Raw genomic sequence first — 17,575 nt, 5'->3', positions numbered from 1 at the left:
ATGTGAATTTGCACATAGGAAAAGAGCGATGTCCTATAGCTGACATCGCTCTTCATTTATTCACATTTATTTAGTCGACACGGTCACGATTTCCTGCAGATCAAGCGAATAAATCAAAGTCCGCTCGACCCGAATATTCCAGATCGTCTCAATCGCCTCTCGATATAATTGTAGTTGAATCGCATATCGATCTCGCAATCGCTCATGTGCCTCTTCCCGAGAATCGGATAGATGCGTGACAGCATCCGATTTATAATCGAGAAGCACATACGAATCCCCATCGAAATACAGACAATCGATAATCCCTTGGATCAAAACATGCTCATCCGTAAAGTGTCCATCCGGATTGACGCGTTCGGCCGGCACCGTGTAGGTGAAAGGTAGCTCTCGCCATGCCGTCCCTCGCTCTAGTGCACCAGCGAGCGCTTGACCGACTTCTGTTTGGAAAAACATCTCGATATCCGGGATGGCGAGGCGTGCCGTCTCTGCCTCGATCGGACTGAGCATCCCTTGCATTTCCCATTGATTGATTTGGTCGACAATCGGTTGGTTCGGGTCAGCCAGTTGGAAAATCAAGTGTAACGTCGTCCCACGTTCCGCACCGGTCTGTTTGACTTGACGCCATTTCGGTTCCCGATAAGGGGTATCGACCGGACGTACCGGATCTTCGAAAGCGGCCTGTTCGAGTTGCATCGCCCGCTTCAGTTCGGTCACCGTCTGTTTCGCCGCCGTACGTACCGCATCCTGTGCAGGGTATTCGTAGGTCAAAGCTTGTTGTACGGCACGAATCGTCTCTTCTTCATTTTGAATCGGAAAATCGATTGCTTCAAATCGTTGGACGTGGTGCAACTGTGCCATCATCTCTTGTAGAGTCGCAATCTCCGCAAGGTCCGCTTCTCCGATGACACGATAAATCCATGAAGTCGATTCTTGGAAAGTAGAGGGAACCGTGAAGCCGAATGATTCGATAAACGAAGTGGCACTCGGAAGGCGTAAAAGCGCCGGTGCAATCCAATCGAGATACGTTTTTGCCTCTCGCCTCGCCTCACTCGCCAATAGATCTCCAGATTGACCGACCTGAAGCCACTGCTGAAGGTGTTTGAGTGGTTCGCCTACCGTTCCCACGAGAATCAATTTTTCTTTCGCACGTGTCAAGGCCACGTAAAGCACGCGCATCTCTTCCGCTTTCATCGTCGCATCTAAATCTCGTCGAATCATCTCTTTCACGAACGTCTCCGATTTCGTACGTGTCACGACGTCAATCGCATCGAGTGAGATGCCGTACTGTTTGTGGAAAATGACACGTTGCATTTGATCGCGTTTATTAAATTGTTTTCCGAGTTGGGCAACAATCGTGACCGGAAACTCAAGTCCTTTCGACTTGTGCACGGTCATGATACGAACGACGTTTTCCTCGTCCCCGAGCGACCGCGCCTCTGACAAATCTTCACCAGTATCCTGTAGTCGGTCCATCACACGTAAGAAGCGATAAAGACCTCGATAGCCACTACGCTCATAGGCTAGGGCCCGGTCATAAAGTGCCTTCAAGTTTTCCTGCCGCCCTTTTCCTCCAGGTAATCCCCCTGAGAAGTCATAAAACCCGGTGTCATTGAATAACTGTTGAATCAATTCCGACAGGCTATGATTTCGTGCATAAGTACGCCAACGGGAGAGGCGGTCAAGCATCTCGCCACATTTTACGCCAAGCTCATCATCGTCATCCGCTTTCGCCTTGAGCGCCTCATAGAAAGAATCTTCTGATTCAAGTCGAATCCGTGCCAATTCACTATCATCAAAACGGAACATCGGGGAGCGCAGCGCACCGGCAAGTGGGATGTCTTGAAGTGGATTATCAATCACTTTCAAAAGTGCCAGGATCATCCGAATCTCGGTCGCTTGAAAATACCCGCCATCCGAGTCGGTGTAGGCCGGAATATTGTACTGTGTCAAAATATCCATCAATTGCTCCACACGTTCTTTTTTCGAACGAACGAGAATCACGATATCCCGATATTCACAGTTTCGGAGTTGACCAGTTGATTCATCCGTCACTTTAAACGGTTCGTCTCCCGATACGAGTTCTAAGATGCGCGTAGCGATCGCCCGCCCTTCTACTTCTTGCTTCGATAACTCACGACTCGCGCCATCGACTAAAATAAACTCAGGGTCCGCTGGAATCGGTTCATACTCACGTCCAGGAACAAGTTGTGCCGCCTCATCATATGCGATTTCGCCGACCTCTTCGTCCATGAGCTGGACGAACAAATCATTGATCCCGTAGAGGACTTCGGAACGACTTCGGAAATTTTGAGAAAGGTCGATCCGTTTCCCTGTGTTCGCCTGTCTAAAGCGTGTCGCCTTATCGATGAAAAGACCCGGTTCTGCATGGCGGAATCGATAAATCGATTGTTTGATGTCGCCCACCATAAATAAATTCCCGATTTCCTCTCGTTCATTTGCGACCAGGTTGATGATTGTTTCTTGAATCTCGTTCGTATCTTGGTATTCATCAACGAGTACCTCAGCGAAACGTTCCTTATAGAGCGCTGCAACATCGGACGGTCCCCCATCTTGTCGTAAAATGGCGAGCGCATAATGTTCCAAGTCACTGAAGTCGACAAAGGCACGGTCGCGCTTCGCCTGCTCATAGGCTTGGGCGAACGCACGGACGGTTCGAACGAGTGTTTCAACGAGCGGTTGTTGCATCGAGACGCTCTCTAATAAGTCCGCCCCACTGACCCGAGCCTGTTCGACCGCTGCTGTCAATTTTTTCTTCGCTTGGTCGTAAGCCGGTTTGAGGATCTCGTGGTAAATCTGGTGCTCTTCTTTCTTCGGAACAGCCTTCATCGTGCCAAACTTCATCGCACGAGCCGCCGTCTCGAGTTCACTCCAGACAATGGTCTCCCCTTCAAGTTGTTCGAACGGAAAAATTGCTTGCCGGATGTTTTCAGACTGTGGCTCATACCCAGCGACCCGAAGCTCCGCTTCAAGTTTCCGAAGATCTCGTACGGCTTTTTTGATGTCATGCCACAGCATCTGTCCAAACTCAATCAGGATTGCTTCCTCATCAGGATCTTCTCCGAACGTGTACATGGATACGAGATGATCTAAATAAGCATCAGGGTTTGGGAGAGTACGCGCATAGTGATATAAGCCAAGAATCAAATCCTCGATTTCGCTGTCACCCCGGTCTGACGTATACGCATCGACAAGAGCGAAGAAATCGGTATCTTGTTTCCCGTACTCTTCCTCAAGCACTTCTTCTAAGACGTCATCCTGCAAGAGGACGAGGTCTCGTTCTTCCGCAATCTTGAACGCCGGATCCAAATCTAACAGGTAGTAGTTCTCACGAATCACCTCTAGACAAAATGAATGGATGGTCGTGATGAGCGCCCGGTTCAACATTTGTCGCTGTTTTCGGACATATTCATTTGTCGGGTCGTCGCGCAACGCCTCTTCAAGTGCCTTTGCGATTCGTCGTTTCATCTCTGCCGCTGCCGCGTTCGTAAAGGTGACAACGAGCATCCGGTCTGCCGTGAGTTCATCCGTTTCGTCAAGCAATCGACTAGACAACCGCTCGACAAGAACTGCCGTCTTTCCGGACCCTGCCGCAGCCGAGACGAGCACGTGACTCCCTCTTGCTTCAATCGCGGCGAACTGATCATTCGTCCATTTCACGGTCATCGCCTCCTAACTCCTGAAATACCTCTTCTTTCTCGAGCTTCTTCAATTTACGAGGCGCATTCGAGAGCGCTTCGTCAAAATGACAGACACTCTGATACGGACACGTCTGACACGGGCGCCGTTCTTTATATTCATAAGGTTCTACGTCAATTTTTCCTTTGTACATCTCCTCGGCACTCGCTTTGACGACGTCGAACGCATGGTCCATCAACTGCTCAAGTTGAGGGGGCGTCACAATTTTCTTCAAGGTGTTGGCGTCAGGCGTACCATCTTTTTTATATTTGACCGGAATGACAATTGATTTTTTGGATGAGCCTTTCGCCGAGCGGTCCATCATCTCTAAAATTTCCGGGTCATCTACTAATAGCCCTTGCATCTGATACGACTCCAATACTTTTTGACGCGTTTCTTCTTCAGAACTAGCAGGTGGAACGAGTGGTCGGTGCACGTGGAAATAGAGCGCCGCAGCAGGTGCGACGTTCTCTTTTGTCCACACCTCTGCCTGCTCAATCAATACCTTCAAATAGATGAGCATCTGCATCGCCAGACCGTAATAAATTTCTGCAAAGTCGACTTCACGTTTACTCGACTTATAGTCGACGATTCGGACGTATAGCTGGTCGTGGACCATCGCAGTGTCCACACGGTCGATTCGACCGACTAGTTCACATGTCGCCCCGTTCGATAATGTGAACGAAACGGGTGGAAATTGTCCGCTGCCGAACGCGAGTTCAAACGCTTCCGGGTCAAAGCCGTCTCGTTTTGATTGTTCAATCAACACTTCTGCCGTCTTACTGACGACGTCCGTCAATTTTTTCTTTAAGTAGGCGTAACGATTCGAACTCATCAAGATGGCATGCTGAATCTCTGGGGTCACGAGCTCGACCGCCTGCTCCGCTAAATGGGAGCACTCGTCAGGAGTGACATCTCGCCATTCCTTTCCGTCCATCTTCACCGTCTGCGACATATGTTCGATGGTCCGGTGATACAGATTCCCGATATCCGGGGCCTCGAGTCGATACAACCGTCGTTCCTTCAGACGCAAGCCATAACTTGCGAAATGTTTGAACGGACAGGCTTGGAATGTCTCGAGACGTGAGACACTCGCCCGAATCGACGGAGTATATAAGGATTTTGCGACACGATCATCCAACGATTCTGGGATATTTTGATAGAAGAGCGCGCTCGTCAACAACTGGAGACGTTCCCGTCCATCCGGATGCTTCAACAGTTCATTATAGACAGCAAACCACATATCTTGAATCGGATAATGACGACTCAACCGCTGAAGTTCAAGTGCCGTCACCGCCGCCGTCTGATTCACATTCGTCAAGAAGGCGAATTGATCACGTGGTCGGTGCTCACCTGCTTCAGCAAAATGAGTCTTGATGACGTTTTGGTGAAGTCGCGCCTTCAAGTCAGCGATAAACCGCGCCGGCTGAACGGCTTTCCCCGTTCTGTCGACTAGTGCGTAGCTAATGTATAAACGCTCGCTCGGTGCCGTCACAGCTTTGTATAGGTAATACGTTTCATCATCGAACAAGTGCTCTGTCGCCTTACCGGCACGAAGTCCATTCTCATGCATGAAATCTAAATCTTGATCGGTCAACAGTTTCGACTGTGCCGTGACAAGAGGAATTTGATCTTCATTCGCTCCGAGCAGGAAGACGACTTTCTTATCTATCAATCGACCACGCACATAATCCGTTATCGTCAATTGATCAAGCGAAGGTGGGATCAAGGCATAGCGGAGACTATCTAGTCCGGTGTCCATCATCTGGAGGAATAAGTCCGTTGACAACGTCTCTTCCGGAGCTGCGGCTTCTAGCTGCTCGAGCAAGTGCAAAACCGCGTCCCATACTTGAGTATGCTCACGCGCTTCGAGTAGTTCCGCCTCTTCAATCGCCTCATCGCGCCAGTGCGTCAGACAGTCTGATACACCGACACGCTCTAGAAAGGCATACATGGCGTGCGTATAAGCCTGCATCGTCTTCGCCTGTTTTAAATCTGATAGAAATGGATCAAATGTTTCGATGACACGTTCCCGAGACCGATTCAGCTCAGCCTCAATATCGAGTTCTTCGCTCGTGAGGCGTGCTTCCTCCCCGGAACGACGACGCAACTGCCATTCGTCGTGCCAATGATAATGTTTGATCCCCCGTTCGATAACGAACGCTTCAAGCCGGTCAACGGACGTACGACGATGTACCGGATCGAGGACGACGAGTTCTGTTTTAAGGGCACGGAATACGGACTCTTCTCGATATCCACGTAGAGCGATCTCAATCGTTGCTTTCAACAGTTCGACAAGCGGGTGGTCGAGCATTGGTTGCCGTTCATCAAGGAAATAGGGCAGTCCCATCTTTTGTAGCGCCTGAGATGCCAAATCACCATATTCGTCGAGTGAACGCGATACGAGTGCGATATCCCGATAACGATATCCTTCTTCACGTGTCAGACGAATGACTTCTCGAACGGCCGCCTCCACCTCGACGGTTCGGTCGACTGCGGCATGTAAATCGATTCGGTTCTCTGAACCAGTGTAAGGTTCCGCCGTCAATTGGTCGAATGTAGCCTCTAGATAACGGAGACTCGGATGCGTATAACGATAGACGGTATCATACAGCTCGTCTCGAGAAGGAATCTGCCGTTCTGTCAACAGTTCTTTGAAACGCATGAGTGTACGCTGCGTCGGTCCAAACAATGGATTTAGACGATACAAGGAGATAGGATCGATTGTCAGCAATACATCGACATCGACCTTCTCTGCAAGTGCAACGAGCACCGCCAACTCCTGCTCTGAAAACTCGTTGAATCCGTCCACATAGACACGCACATCCGTCAAATCTGTTTCCGGAAGGATTTGCAACATGACGTTGAAATAGTCTTCTGCATGAAGTGACTTACCTTCCGTCATCTTTAAAAATCCTTCATAGATGATGGAAAGGTCTTGTAACTTCAAAGCACGGTGCTGCGCCTGTTCGCTTAACCGCAACAAGTGCTCCGGTTCAACAAGCCCTCGCTTCAGCATCGAGATTAATTGGTTCAATTCTTCATAAAATCCGAACTGATTCATCGTACGGCGGAACAAGGTCAATCGTTCTTCGCTCATCTCGACGACCCTTCGTAACAACAAATGGGTCCCCGTCTGGTCTAAGAATTGATCTGTCGCTACACCGGCATCTCGCATCATCAAAAAAGCGAGACGACGCATCGAAAGGACTTGAATGCGCGTCGAACCATGCAAACCATCGACTGTCGCCATTTTCTTTTCCATCTCAAACGACATCTGGTCCGGTACGATCATATAAATCGTCGGTCCGCTCGGGTTTTGTTTCAGTTCTTGAATGACCTCATGGATCATTTGTTCACTTTTTCCCGTCCCCGATCGACCAACGTGAAAGGTCACTGTCATTTTAGCGAACACTCCTTCCCTTTTTTCTTCATTATGAACCATCCCTAAGCATTTGTAGAGGGAAACCTCTTCTACACCTTGTCCAAAAAAGTAACAGCCTACATCATTCCCTTTTTCGATTGAAATCGATTAGACTGAACGTATGAGGGGGAATATATGTGAGTGCCTATGAACAATTTGGAGGCGAACGTGGTGTACAACAACTCGTTGACGCGTTCTATGACCTCGTCTATGCCGATCCAATTTTACTTCCACTATTTCCGGAAGATCAAGATCGAGTCAAACAGCACCAATTTGAATTTTTAACACAGTTGCTCGGCGGTCCAAAGTTGTATTCGGAACGTCGTGGCGGTGGAAACTTGGCGATGATTCATCATGAGCATCCCATTTCTGAGACACATGCCGGCCATTGGCTTGGATGTATGGAACAGGCGCTCAAGACCGTGGATGCCCCAGAATCGATCAAACGTCAGTTATTTCAACGGTTGATCATGTCATCTTCGAATGTCGTCCGTGTTTGTTCGCATCATTTTGAGTAGTCACAACTATAAAAAGTGGGTATGATAGGAAAGTAAGCAAAGGAGGTCGTTTCACATGACAGAAGAAGAAAAAAAAGAAGTCGTCTCATCTGAGGAAGAGACGGAAGAAAAAGAAGAAACGGTAGTCCTCGCCGACGCGCTTGATGAAGCTAACGAAGCTGCTGAAGCAGAAGAAGATGAGGACGATGATGAGGATCAGCCGGAAGAGAAGAACATGGACCACATCAAAGGCGTCTTCAACTATGATCATGAAAATGGTCGTGAATACCGTGTCGTCTTTTACAACGATCGCAAAAACTTAGTGTTCCGTGAACTCGGTAATGGCAAGGTTGAATTTGTCGGCCGCTTCTCGGATGATGCATACGATGAAGAGAATGAAGCAGAAATGCGTGAACTCGGTCAACGTGAACTTGAGCGCATCCTCGCTGAACGCTTCAACTAAAAAAATCGCCGAAATTTCGGCGATTTTTTTAGTTCTTCTTATTCCGTTTCTTTTTGCGAAGTGCATAGGCGACGCCGGCAATCCCACCGACGACCGCGAGTCCAGCAACGACCGGAACGAGAACACGTTTCGTCGGAATCATCTCTTTCACACGTTCATATGGCGTTGGTGTCGAGAACTCTAATTGTACGGCTGTATCGCCATGTCCATGCGCCCGCGCTTTGCGTGATGCATCCGTGACGACCACACGTCCCGTTGTCCAGCGACGATTGCCGTATTCGTCTACGTACGGACGACGTACACGTTTCACATCACGTACCACCTTCCCACGTGCGCGATCTGGTCGGACGACGCGTTCACTCGACCACGAACGGCTCCCAGTCACACTGTACGCTGGTCGTACTTTGCGGCGATTGAGCCAAGTATATGAATCGTTCATCTTCAATTCCCTCCCATACTGTTCAAAACCTCTCTTCTAATTATACCCATACAACATCACCCAAAACATGTGACAAATGGTTCAAAAAAAGATGTGACACCATACGGCATCACATCTTCAAGCTAAATCATTCTGTAAATGGTTTGTCCTTATGACGACGTTTCGCCAAAATCAGGTAGTACGCCGGGACAAGGACGAGAGTCAACACAGTTGAGAATAGAATACCCGATACGATGCCGATCGCAAGCGGTTTGAAGAGCGGGTCTTCCCCAAGTGCGACTGGCAAGAGGGCAACGACTGCCGTGAGCGCCGTCAAGAGAATCGGACGAATCCGAGCGCGCCCTGCTTCGTAAACGGCGGTTGTGACCGGTAATCCTTCACGAATGCGTTGTTCGATAAACTCGAACAGGACGACTGCGTTCCGAACGACGATTCCCGCAAGTGAGACCATCCCCATCGATGCCATGAAACTGAACGGCGTCTGTGTCACGAACAATCCGACGACCGCTCCAGCAATCGCGAGATAGATTGTGAACAAGACGAGTAACGGCAACGAGAGTGAATTGAACTGGAATGCGATGATCAAGTAAATCAAGAACAAAACGACGACGAACAATGTCGCAAGTTCTAAGAAGAACTCGTTCTGCGTGTCGCTCGCACCGGACTGGTCGAACGTGATTCCTTCATCTTCTAACCCCGACTTCGCGTCATCCAACACCTGCTCGACATCTTGTTTAAATGCCTCTTCATCCGTGCCTTCGCTTGCATAGATTTGGAGTGTGACCGAGCGCTCCCCGTTCTCACGAGGAATCTGTTGAATTTGTTCCGTCGTCGTCTCCGTCACGAACGTACTGAGTGGTGCAACAGGTGGACCTGCTTCTGTTTCGACAGGAACTAAAATCTCGTCAAGGGCAAGTGCTTCGCGGTTCGCCTCTGCATCAATGACGATTTTCACGTCACGCTGCTCTACCCCGTCATCGAATGTACCAATTGGAACACCGTCTGTGACGAGACGAATTTGATCACTGATTGTTTTAGCCGTCACGCCGGCCTGTGCCATTTCCTCACGATTCAATTCGTATGTGAGTGTTTGGAACGGTTCTTTAATATTATCGAGGACGATTGCCCCGTCAATCTCTTCAAGGTCAGCCTTCACTTGGTCACGTGCAGCCACGAGCTGATCAATCGTCTCGCTCCGCATCGTGAATTCGACAGGTGCCGATGCCGGCGGTCCTTGTTGTTGCGTATCTAGGAAGATTTCGGCATCTGGATAGTCTTCACGCAACACGTTCGTATACTTATCAATCAATTCGATGGCATCGATTGACTCGTTGTCGACACGAACGACTACTTGTCCCGTGTTTTCACCTGACTGATCGAGTCCACCTGTGAATAAACCAGGAAGACCTCCACCTGCGAAGACGGATGTTTCCACGACACCCTCTTCTTCTTTGAATCTCGCTTCAATTTCTTCAAGACGTGTCTCCGTCTCTTCCAAATCGGTTTGAACGGGGAAGGTCACGCTCGTCACGACTTCCGGACGGTTCGCGGCCGGGAAGAACTCAAACGGCGTGAGTAAAATCAAACCGTACAATGCCGTCGTGATAACAAATCCGACAATTCCAAACGTCCACGGACGCTTCGCGACACTCGGTAAAAGGCGGTCGGCGTAGAAATTACTGAGTCGGTTGAGCGGTCCGCCGAGCCAACCTGGTTCACGTTTTGATACTTTCACTTCTTTACGATTCAAACGATACTGCGCAATCGGTACGAGCGTCAAACTGATGACCATCGAGGCCAAGACAGAGAGGGCTAGAACCGTCGGCAAGGCGCGAATGAAGTTACCGTTTGCGCCCGATAGCAAGGTGAGCGGTAAAAAGGCGAAGACAACTGCGAGTGTCGACGTGACAATCGAGCCCCATACCTCTTTCGTTCCTCGGACTGCCCCAAGCATCGCCGAGTCTCCATTCCGATACCGTCGTAAGATGTTGTCGTTGACGACAATCGCATCATCAACCAAAATCCCCAAGGCGATGATTGCCCCGATAATCGAGATTTGGTTCAAATCGACCCCAGTAAACTGTAATGGAATCAAGGCGATCAAGAATGACAACGGAATTGCTAGACTGACGATAATAGAGCCAGAGAATGTTAAACCAATCGTCGTCACGGCAATAACGGCGATAATGGCGACAATAAATTCACGAGTCAACGATGAGAAAATCGCATCGACTGCTTTCGCTTGTTCATAATAAGGAACGAGCTCAAAACCATCTAAGTCTCCAAGTTCTGTTTCGACCACGTCATTGACGCGGTCTTGCATCGTTGGAATATCCAAGCCTGATTCAATCGGAACTGTAATCGAAACAGCCGGCTTTCCGTCTAATGAAACGAGATCGGTTTTACTTTTCGCTGTCTCTTCGACCGTTCCGACGTCTGCTAGTAAGACAGGTTCCCCATTGAATGAGCCGACGATGACTTGCTCCATGTCGTCTACATTCGTCAAGTTATCGATTGCTAGTTGATAAATCCCCTCTTCAGTCGATTGACGTCCGAGCGGTGTCGTCTTGTATTCTTCGTTAATGGCCGTTAACACATCAGGAAAGGCAAGTTGACGTGAACTCAGCTCTTCAGAATCAAGTGACACAACATACTCCTGCTCTGGTAACCCTTTGATCGTGACTCCCGTCACGCCATCAGTTCGCAAAAGTTTCGACTCTAATTGTTCGATGTCTGATCGAACATCCTCAAATGATCCACGATCGTCTGCTGTCAATAAGTACGATGCGACAGGTAACTGCCCGAGTGAATCATTGACCGTTGGCGCAAGCGCGTTTTCAGGAAGTTTAGGTGTCGCATCCGACAACGCTTGTCGAACGTTCGCCTGAAACTCTGCCTGATCGGTTCCATCCGCATACTCGACCGTGATGTTCGAGAACTCTGAAGCCGAAATCGACGTCACGTTCTCTACTCCTTCTAAACTACGTAGTTCCTCTTCTAACACGCCGGTAACATTCCGTTCGACCGTTTCCGCTGTCGCACCAGGATACGGTGTTTGAACGAGTACGATATTGATCCCGGTTTCCGGAATCTCACGTTTAGGGAGCTGGAAGAACGTCAGCACACCCACGACGATTGCGACGAGAAGAAACACGATAACCAGTTTCCCTCGCTCAATCATTTTTTCAAAAAACATAAAAACCCCTCGCTTTCGGAAGATGTGCAAATACACATATGATATCTCTTCTTCATCATAGAGGGGTTTGTCATTGAATTCAATCCTTAAGCGTGTTGCAATGTGCTGTCATGGAAACGTTTTTGAAAAGCGTACGATAATTCGATTGACCGCTGTTTTTGTCTAGACACGGTATGGTCGGACACGTGTACCTTGACCGATTCCCCCGTCAAAAACTGAATGAGTGTCTCTTTACCATCTCTCTTGATGGCCGTCACGTGTTGAAAGTTAATCCACGCACAATCCGGACTTTCCTTGGCAATCGTCGGAAAGAAGACGGCATCCGCATGCCAATCCATGACGACCGGCGTCTTTCGATGTGGTCCGAGGACGTGTCGCGCTGCCTCGATTCGACCTTGAATGCTCGACCCGTAGTATAGACATGCATGTTCCAATAAGTCGATTGGCGACCCCTTTACCCGCATGACGCCTTCCGGTTGATACACAAGTGTCTCCGCTTCGCCAAACTCGTTAAATACAGGAATTAAAGCTCTCGTTTCATTGGTCAATCTGCTCATCTTTTCATCCCCCATAACGTATGTAATGACTTACATGTCATTCATACCAGGATTTGATCCGCCCCGCAAATCGGCTTTCATCTATTTCCCATGAAAAAACCAGCCGTTTCCTGGCTGGTTTTGAAAATCAAGCATTTGATTTTAAAGGTTGGTTCGACTTGAGTCGGGGAAAGTAAAATCGCACTGCAGTTCCGTCACCTGTATTTCGTAGAGACACTTCCCCTGTGTGAAGCGTCACAATTCGCTGCACGATGAACAGACCGAGTCCGAACTTCCCTTGCTTCCCTCGAGAGAATTGGTGGAACAAGTCTAAACTCTCATCAACTGGTGGCCCATCGTTAAAGATGGTGATTTCCACGCCGGCGTCATCTTGATGTAGGTCGATGCGGATGCAGGATTCCGCGTAACGGAGTGCATTGTCGAGCACGTTCTCAAACGCGACCCGAATCTGTTCACCATCGCCAAGCATCTCGCCGCCTTCTCCATTGATTTCCCAATCGAGCTGGCCTCTGAGTTTGAAGCGCGCGACGAGCAGTTCCATCAACTTGTCGAGATTGATTGGTTCGAGTTTCATTTCTTGTCCTTTGAAATATTCAAGTTTTGTAACGTACAACAAATCGACGACTTTCTTCTCGAGTCGAGACGCTTCCTCATCAATGACCTCGGCAGAACCTTTCAAATCTCCTGTCGGATAAATACCATCTCCAATCGACTGGGCATATCCACGAATGACCATGATCGGTGTCTTTAAGTCATGCGATATGTTTTGAAGCAAAGCCTGTTGTGCGAGGTCTTGCTCTTTCAACTCTTTTCGCATGGCATCAATCGAATGAGCCAATTGGCCGAGTTCATCTTGACGATCTAGTGGTAAAGCCGTCTCCCATTGCCGGTTCGAAATCTTCTCAACGGCCCGTTCCATCTCCACGATCGGTTTCGTCAATTGCCGCGACATCAATAAGGCGGGGATAAGCGATAAGAGACTGATGATACCTATCAGAATCGATATTCGCAAATATAATGTCGACACCAACTCACGACGATAGGCATCCCATGCGTAAGAGGCTTGATACACAATCGTTCCATCGTATTCATTTTGACGAATGATGTAATAGACGTCCTCTCCGTCAATCGTAGTCTGATACCGTTCGACCTGACCACTTTGATTTAACGCTTCCTGATACATGCGGTTCGTCAATTCAAGCGGTGCCGATCCGTAGATGATCCGTCCGTTCGGGAGAAAGATCAATTGGTTGACCGAACGGGACTCTTGTTGGCGTCGATCATACTCAATCGGGTTTTGGGGATAATTCTCTAACTCATTCGTGTTCCCTAAATAATAGTCCACATCTCGTAACGTCTCATATACTTGTTCATCGATGAACTGGGTGATGGATGAACGGACCGTAATTAAAATCATGAGCGCGAGCGTCACGATGATGAGTAAGATGAGCACCCATATCTTCCACATGAGCCGCTTCGGTTTAAGCGCGTCCATCATGGTCTGACGAGACGGTAACCGATACCGTAAAGCGTTTCAAGCTCGAGACGGTGTAATTTTTTCCGGACACGACGAACCAAGTCATCGACGACGCGGTCCGATCCGAAGTAATCGTTCCCCCAAACACCTTCTAGAATCTGCTCACGTGACAAGGCAGAGCCCGGATGCTCGAGGAAGAGTAGTAGTAAATCGAATTCTTTCGAAGTCAAATCGATTTCTTCGTCTCCGTGCTTGATTAGACGTTTATCCGGATAAATCGTGTACTCCCCGTATTCGATATGCTCGTTCGATTTCGAACCATAGACACGATCAATCAATTTTTTGACGCGGATGACAAGTTCCCTCGGAAGGAAAGGTTTAGCGATGTAGTCATCCGAACCCATCTCAAGCCCGATGATTTTATCGATATCCTCATCGCGCGCCGAGATGAAAATCGTCGGCGTATTGGCATTGACGGCTTTGATTTGTTTCAATAATTGAAAACCATCCAGGTCCGGCAACATGATATCGAGCACCCATAAATCCGGTTGGTCTGGAATCGCTTCTTGTGCAGATGTCCCGTCCGCAAATGAGCGAACGTCGTATCCTTCTTGTTCTAGATAAGTGACGAGCATTTTGTTTAAGTTTGCTTCATCGTCGACTAAGTAGATTGTATACATTCAAGTCACCTCAACACGTTTTTTCTCATCATATCAAACAATTGTCGTGAAATGATGGGAAAGAAATGAAGTCAAAGAAAAAAGAAGGTCACGAAACCGCACCTTCTTCACCGTACTGAATTTGTTCGTAACTGTTGCGTCAAAAATGCTGCGCCCCCACTAATCAACGCCAACACTCCACTGATCATGATCATTTCCATGATGTCCGCCTCCCGTTGATACCGATTCTCATTATCAACTTAAATATAGCACACATCTTATCCATTGGATACCACAAAAAAAGTCCCGATTTCAATCGGGACTTACCATGATTATGCTTTTACATCGTATCCTTGTTCTTCGACTGCTTCCACCATCGTCTCAAGTGAGACAGAATCTTGATGGATTACGTCGACTCGATGCTCTTGGAGAGATACCGTCGCTGATTCGACACCGTTCAATTCATTCAATGCCCCCTCAACGGCAGCTTTGCAATGATTACATGTCATACCTTCTACGGTTAACGTTGTTTCTTTCATGATGATGATCCTCCTTGTGTTTTTAATCGTAATGCGTTCAAGACGACAGACACCGAACTGAACGCCATCGCCGCTCCAGCAATCCATGGGGCAAGTAACCCTGCTGCAGCGACCGGGATACCAAGACTATTATAGGCAAGGGCCCAGAACAAGTTTTGACGAATGTTCTTCATCGTCAAACGACTCATATTCATCGCTCGACTTACGCCTTCAATGTCTTGCCCTACAATTGTAACATCTGCCGCCTCGAGTGCGACATCCGTACCACTCCCGAATGCGATTCCAACGTCCGCCACCGCAAGTGCCGGGGCATCGTTCATGCCGTCCCCTACCATGGCAACGCGACCGGATTGTTTCAATCGTTCAATCTGCTCCGCCTTCTCGACAGGAAGGACTTCGGCAATGACTTGACGATGCGGGAGACCAAGTTCGTCGGCAATCGCGTAGGCGACTTCTTTCCGGTCACCTGTCAATACATACACGTCACGCGTTTGGTTAAGGGCTTGCACGATTTCACGACTTTTCGGTTTCAATTGATCTTGTAGCCCGAACGCCCCAACAATCCCACTTTCATCCGCGACATAGACCGGGGTCATCGCCCCCATCGACCAATCTGGCAAGTTGTATCCGAGCTCTTCCATCATTCGAACGGACCCGATGACGAGTTCTTTACCATCCACAACCGCTTTAACACCTCGTCCGGCCAACTCCTCCACTTTCGTCACGACACCATCGCCTGCTTCCCGACCGATGGCGGCCGCCAAAGGATGTGTGGATTGTCGTTCTGCCATGACGGCGCGTCGGAGCGCTGCCTCGTCACCAAACGTTTCCACTACTTCTGGCTTCCCGTTCGTCAACGTCCCTGTCTTATCAAAAACAACGATGTTTGATTCATTGAGTGATTCGAGTTGCCCCCCACCTTTGAACAATACACCTTGTTCTGCCGCTCGTCCCGTTCCAACCATGATCGATGTCGGCGTTGCCAAACCGAGGGCACACGGACATGCGATGACAAGTACTGCGATTGATGCTCGAATAGCCGTATCGATATCATTTAACAGGAATGCCCAGACCACGAACGTGACAACACTGATGGCTACGACGATCGGTACGAAGACACCCGAGATGCGGTCAGCCTGACGTTGAATCGGCGCCTTATCCGTTTGTGCCTGTTCGACTACACGTACGATTTGAGCGAGCATCGTCTCTTTCCCGACTCGTTCCGCCCGCATGAGAATGCGATGAGACTGATTGATTGTTCCGCCGACAACTTCGGCGTCGACAGTCTTTTCTGCTGGGATCGATTCCCCTGTCAACATCGATTCATCAATGACCGTCTCTCCCTCGATGATTCGTCCATCGACCGGAATCTTCTCTCCCGGACGCACGACGAGAATGTCTCCTACTTTGACGAGTTCGACAGCGACAGACCGTTCTTCACCCTCGACAAACAGAATCGCTTCTTTCGCCTGAAGCGACAAAAGTGATTTCAACGCATCAGTCGTCTTCTCTTTCGCTCGTCCTTCTAACCACTTCCCAAGTAAGACAAGTGTGATGAGGACGGCACTCGTCTCAAAGTAAAGATGTGGATTCATCGGGTGTACGATCATTTCAAAGATGGAGTAAAAGTATGCAGCAGACGTCCCCGTCGCGACGAGCACGTCCATGTTCGCCGACCCGCTCTTCAAGCTCTTATACGCGCCTTGATAAAACTGTGCCCCGATCCAAAACTGGACAGGTGTCGCAAGGGCGAATTGCCACCATGGGTTCATCAGCCACGGGGCATGAAATCCGAGTCCTGGTATATGCGTCAGCATGACGAGGAGTAACGGGGCCGATAACAGCGCAGAGATGATGACTTTCCGCTGTAATGGACGCAGATCATGCGTCGGTGCCATTTCCACTTTCGGCTCGGCTCCGTATCCGATTTTCTCAATCCGAGCAATCAGCTCTTCTTCTGTAATGCCTTCATCGACACGAATGGTCGCCGTCTCGAGCGGAAGGTTGACCGTCGCTTCGACACCGTCCATCTTGTTCAACACTTTTTCAATTCGTGCCGAACAAGCCGCACAGGTCATTCCTTGTATGGATAACTCAACGGTTTTCATGAAATCCCTCCTTATTTTTTGATGCGGCTGACGATTGTCATCAATTCATCAATGTAAGGTTCCATGTTTTCCGTCTCACTTGCGTGAACCAAACACTTGCGCATATGACGCTCTAACAGTTGCATCTCGACTTGCTTCAGAGCGGCTTGAATGGCTGACGTCTGTGTCAAAATATCGACACAATAGCGGTCGTTCTCGACCATCTTTTGAATCCCTCGGACTTGTCCTTCGATTCGTTTTAGACGTTTGCCGAGTGCCTCCCGTTCAGCATCATCACGCGGAACGAGTGGCTGGCCATGCATAAATTCTTCCATGTTGATCACCTCACCACCAATATACCCCTACCCCGTAATAGTGTCAAATGAAAAGAATAAAAAAGAGCGAACTAAGTCGTGAACTGCACCCCAATTGTTAGACACATCTAACAATTGGAGGTGCAGTTTTTTAATGACTAAATTTACAACTGATCAAAAGTTAAGCGCCGTCATGGCCTATCGGGAAGGGAAAGATAGTATGAATG

Annotated in this window: 12 protein-coding genes; 2 read left to right on the top strand and 10 right to left on the bottom strand. The window is 48.8% G+C overall.

Annotated elements, in window-relative coordinates; all coding sequences use genetic code 11:
• Positions 1 to 66: 66 nt before the first annotated feature.
• Positions 67 to 3,684 (bottom strand): helicase-exonuclease AddAB subunit AddA, encoded by a 3,618-nt coding sequence (gene addA, locus GVY43_RS00060; RefSeq protein WP_159561885.1) that lies wholly within the window; start codon positions 3,682 to 3,684, stop codon positions 67 to 69.
• The gene (gene addB, locus GVY43_RS00055) at positions 3,662 to 7,099 is read right to left on the bottom strand and encodes a helicase-exonuclease AddAB subunit AddB (RefSeq protein WP_159561884.1); all 3,438 of its coding nucleotides are present in this window, start codon (positions 7,097 to 7,099) and stop codon (positions 3,662 to 3,664) included. The genes addA and addB overlap by 23 nt, the downstream gene beginning before the upstream one ends.
• Before the next feature lie 158 nt (positions 7,100 to 7,257).
• Here addB and GVY43_RS00050 point away from each other — a divergent pair, with 158 nt between their 5' ends.
• Both GVY43_RS00050 and GVY43_RS00045 read left to right on the top strand, forming a co-directional pair.
• Complete coding sequence (locus GVY43_RS00050) at positions 7,258 to 7,638, top strand: truncated hemoglobin (protein WP_015880960.1); 381 nt, start codon at positions 7,258 to 7,260, stop codon at positions 7,636 to 7,638.
• Positions 7,639 to 7,693: 55 nt separating this feature from the next.
• Entirely contained in the window at positions 7,694 to 8,080 is a 387-nt protein-coding gene (locus GVY43_RS00045; RefSeq protein WP_015880959.1) for a hypothetical protein, read from the top strand.
• 28 nt (positions 8,081 to 8,108) lie between these two features.
• Here the strand turns inward: GVY43_RS00045 and GVY43_RS00040 are convergent, their stop codons facing one another.
• From GVY43_RS00040 to GVY43_RS00005, 8 genes are all read right to left on the bottom strand, one after another.
• Positions 8,109 to 8,519 (bottom strand): hypothetical protein, encoded by a 411-nt coding sequence (locus tag GVY43_RS00040; protein ID WP_074037659.1) that lies wholly within the window; start codon positions 8,517 to 8,519, stop codon positions 8,109 to 8,111.
• Between the two features lie 127 nt (positions 8,520 to 8,646).
• The gene (locus GVY43_RS00035) at positions 8,647 to 11,715 is read right to left on the bottom strand and encodes an efflux RND transporter permease subunit (protein ID WP_159561883.1); all 3,069 of its coding nucleotides are present in this window, start codon (positions 11,713 to 11,715) and stop codon (positions 8,647 to 8,649) included.
• An 86-nt stretch (positions 11,716 to 11,801) separates the two neighbouring features.
• Entirely contained in the window at positions 11,802 to 12,272 is a 471-nt protein-coding gene (locus GVY43_RS00030; protein WP_074037660.1) for a competence protein ComK, read from the bottom strand.
• Between the two features lie 127 nt (positions 12,273 to 12,399).
• Positions 12,400 to 13,740 (bottom strand): HAMP domain-containing sensor histidine kinase, encoded by a 1,341-nt coding sequence (locus tag GVY43_RS00025; protein ID WP_236548901.1) that lies wholly within the window; start codon positions 13,738 to 13,740, stop codon positions 12,400 to 12,402.
• 26 nt (positions 13,741 to 13,766) lie between these two features.
• Positions 13,767 to 14,429 carry a response regulator transcription factor gene (locus tag GVY43_RS00020; protein WP_159561881.1) on the bottom strand — a complete coding sequence of 221 codons (663 nt, stop codon included), beginning with the start codon at positions 14,427 to 14,429 and terminating at the stop codon, positions 13,767 to 13,769.
• A 311-nt stretch (positions 14,430 to 14,740) separates the two neighbouring features.
• A complete protein-coding gene (copZ, locus tag GVY43_RS00015) occupies positions 14,741 to 14,947 on the bottom strand; it encodes a copper chaperone CopZ (protein WP_074037662.1) in 207 nt (68 codons plus the stop codon).
• Complete coding sequence (locus GVY43_RS00010) at positions 14,944 to 17,055, bottom strand: cation-translocating P-type ATPase (RefSeq protein WP_159561880.1); 2,112 nt, start codon at positions 17,053 to 17,055, stop codon at positions 14,944 to 14,946. Before GVY43_RS00010 ends, copZ begins: the two co-directional genes overlap by 4 nt.
• A gap of 11 nt (positions 17,056 to 17,066) precedes the next feature.
• On the bottom strand, positions 17,067 to 17,369 hold the full coding sequence (locus GVY43_RS00005) for a metal-sensitive transcriptional regulator (protein ID WP_159561879.1): 303 nt from the start codon (positions 17,367 to 17,369) through the stop codon (positions 17,067 to 17,069).
• Positions 17,370 to 17,575 lie beyond the last annotated feature (206 nt).

The sequence above is a fragment of the Exiguobacterium sp. 8H genome (genome assembly GCF_902506255.1).
Classification (GTDB): Bacteria; Bacillota; Bacilli; order Exiguobacteriales; family Exiguobacteriaceae; genus Exiguobacterium; species Exiguobacterium profundum.
The sequence above is the reverse complement of the archived record's forward strand: the minus strand, read 5'-3'. Positions and strand labels throughout refer to the sequence as shown.

Bases quoted from the DNA above. Each gene is read 5' to 3' on its own strand.
- copZ (WP_074037662.1), bottom strand. From the start codon at position 14,947: ATGAAAGAAACAACGTTAACCGTAGAAGGTATGACATGTAATCATTGC.
- GVY43_RS00025 (WP_236548901.1), bottom strand. From the start codon at position 13,740: ATGTGGAAGATATGGGTGCTCATCTTACTCATCATCGTGACGCTCGCG.
- GVY43_RS00030 (WP_074037660.1), bottom strand. From the start codon at position 12,272: ATGAGCAGATTGACCAATGAAACGAGAGCTTTAATTCCTGTATTTAAC.
- GVY43_RS00040 (WP_074037659.1), bottom strand. From the start codon at position 8,519: ATGAACGATTCATATACTTGGCTCAATCGCCGCAAAGTACGACCAGCG.
- GVY43_RS00005 (WP_159561879.1), bottom strand. From the start codon at position 17,369: ATGGAAGAATTTATGCATGGCCAGCCACTCGTTCCGCGTGATGATGCT.
- GVY43_RS00035 (WP_159561883.1), bottom strand. From the start codon at position 11,715: ATGTTTTTTGAAAAAATGATTGAGCGAGGGAAACTGGTTATCGTGTTT.
- GVY43_RS00020 (WP_159561881.1), bottom strand. From the start codon at position 14,429: ATGTATACAATCTACTTAGTCGACGATGAAGCAAACTTAAACAAAATG.
- GVY43_RS00045 (WP_015880959.1), top strand. From the start codon at position 7,694: ATGACAGAAGAAGAAAAAAAAGAAGTCGTCTCATCTGAGGAAGAGACG.
- addA (WP_159561885.1), bottom strand. From the start codon at position 3,684: ATGACCGTGAAATGGACGAATGATCAGTTCGCCGCGATTGAAGCAAGA.
- addB (WP_159561884.1), bottom strand. From the start codon at position 7,099: ATGACAGTGACCTTTCACGTTGGTCGATCGGGGACGGGAAAAAGTGAA.
- GVY43_RS00010 (WP_159561880.1), bottom strand. From the start codon at position 17,055: ATGAAAACCGTTGAGTTATCCATACAAGGAATGACCTGTGCGGCTTGT.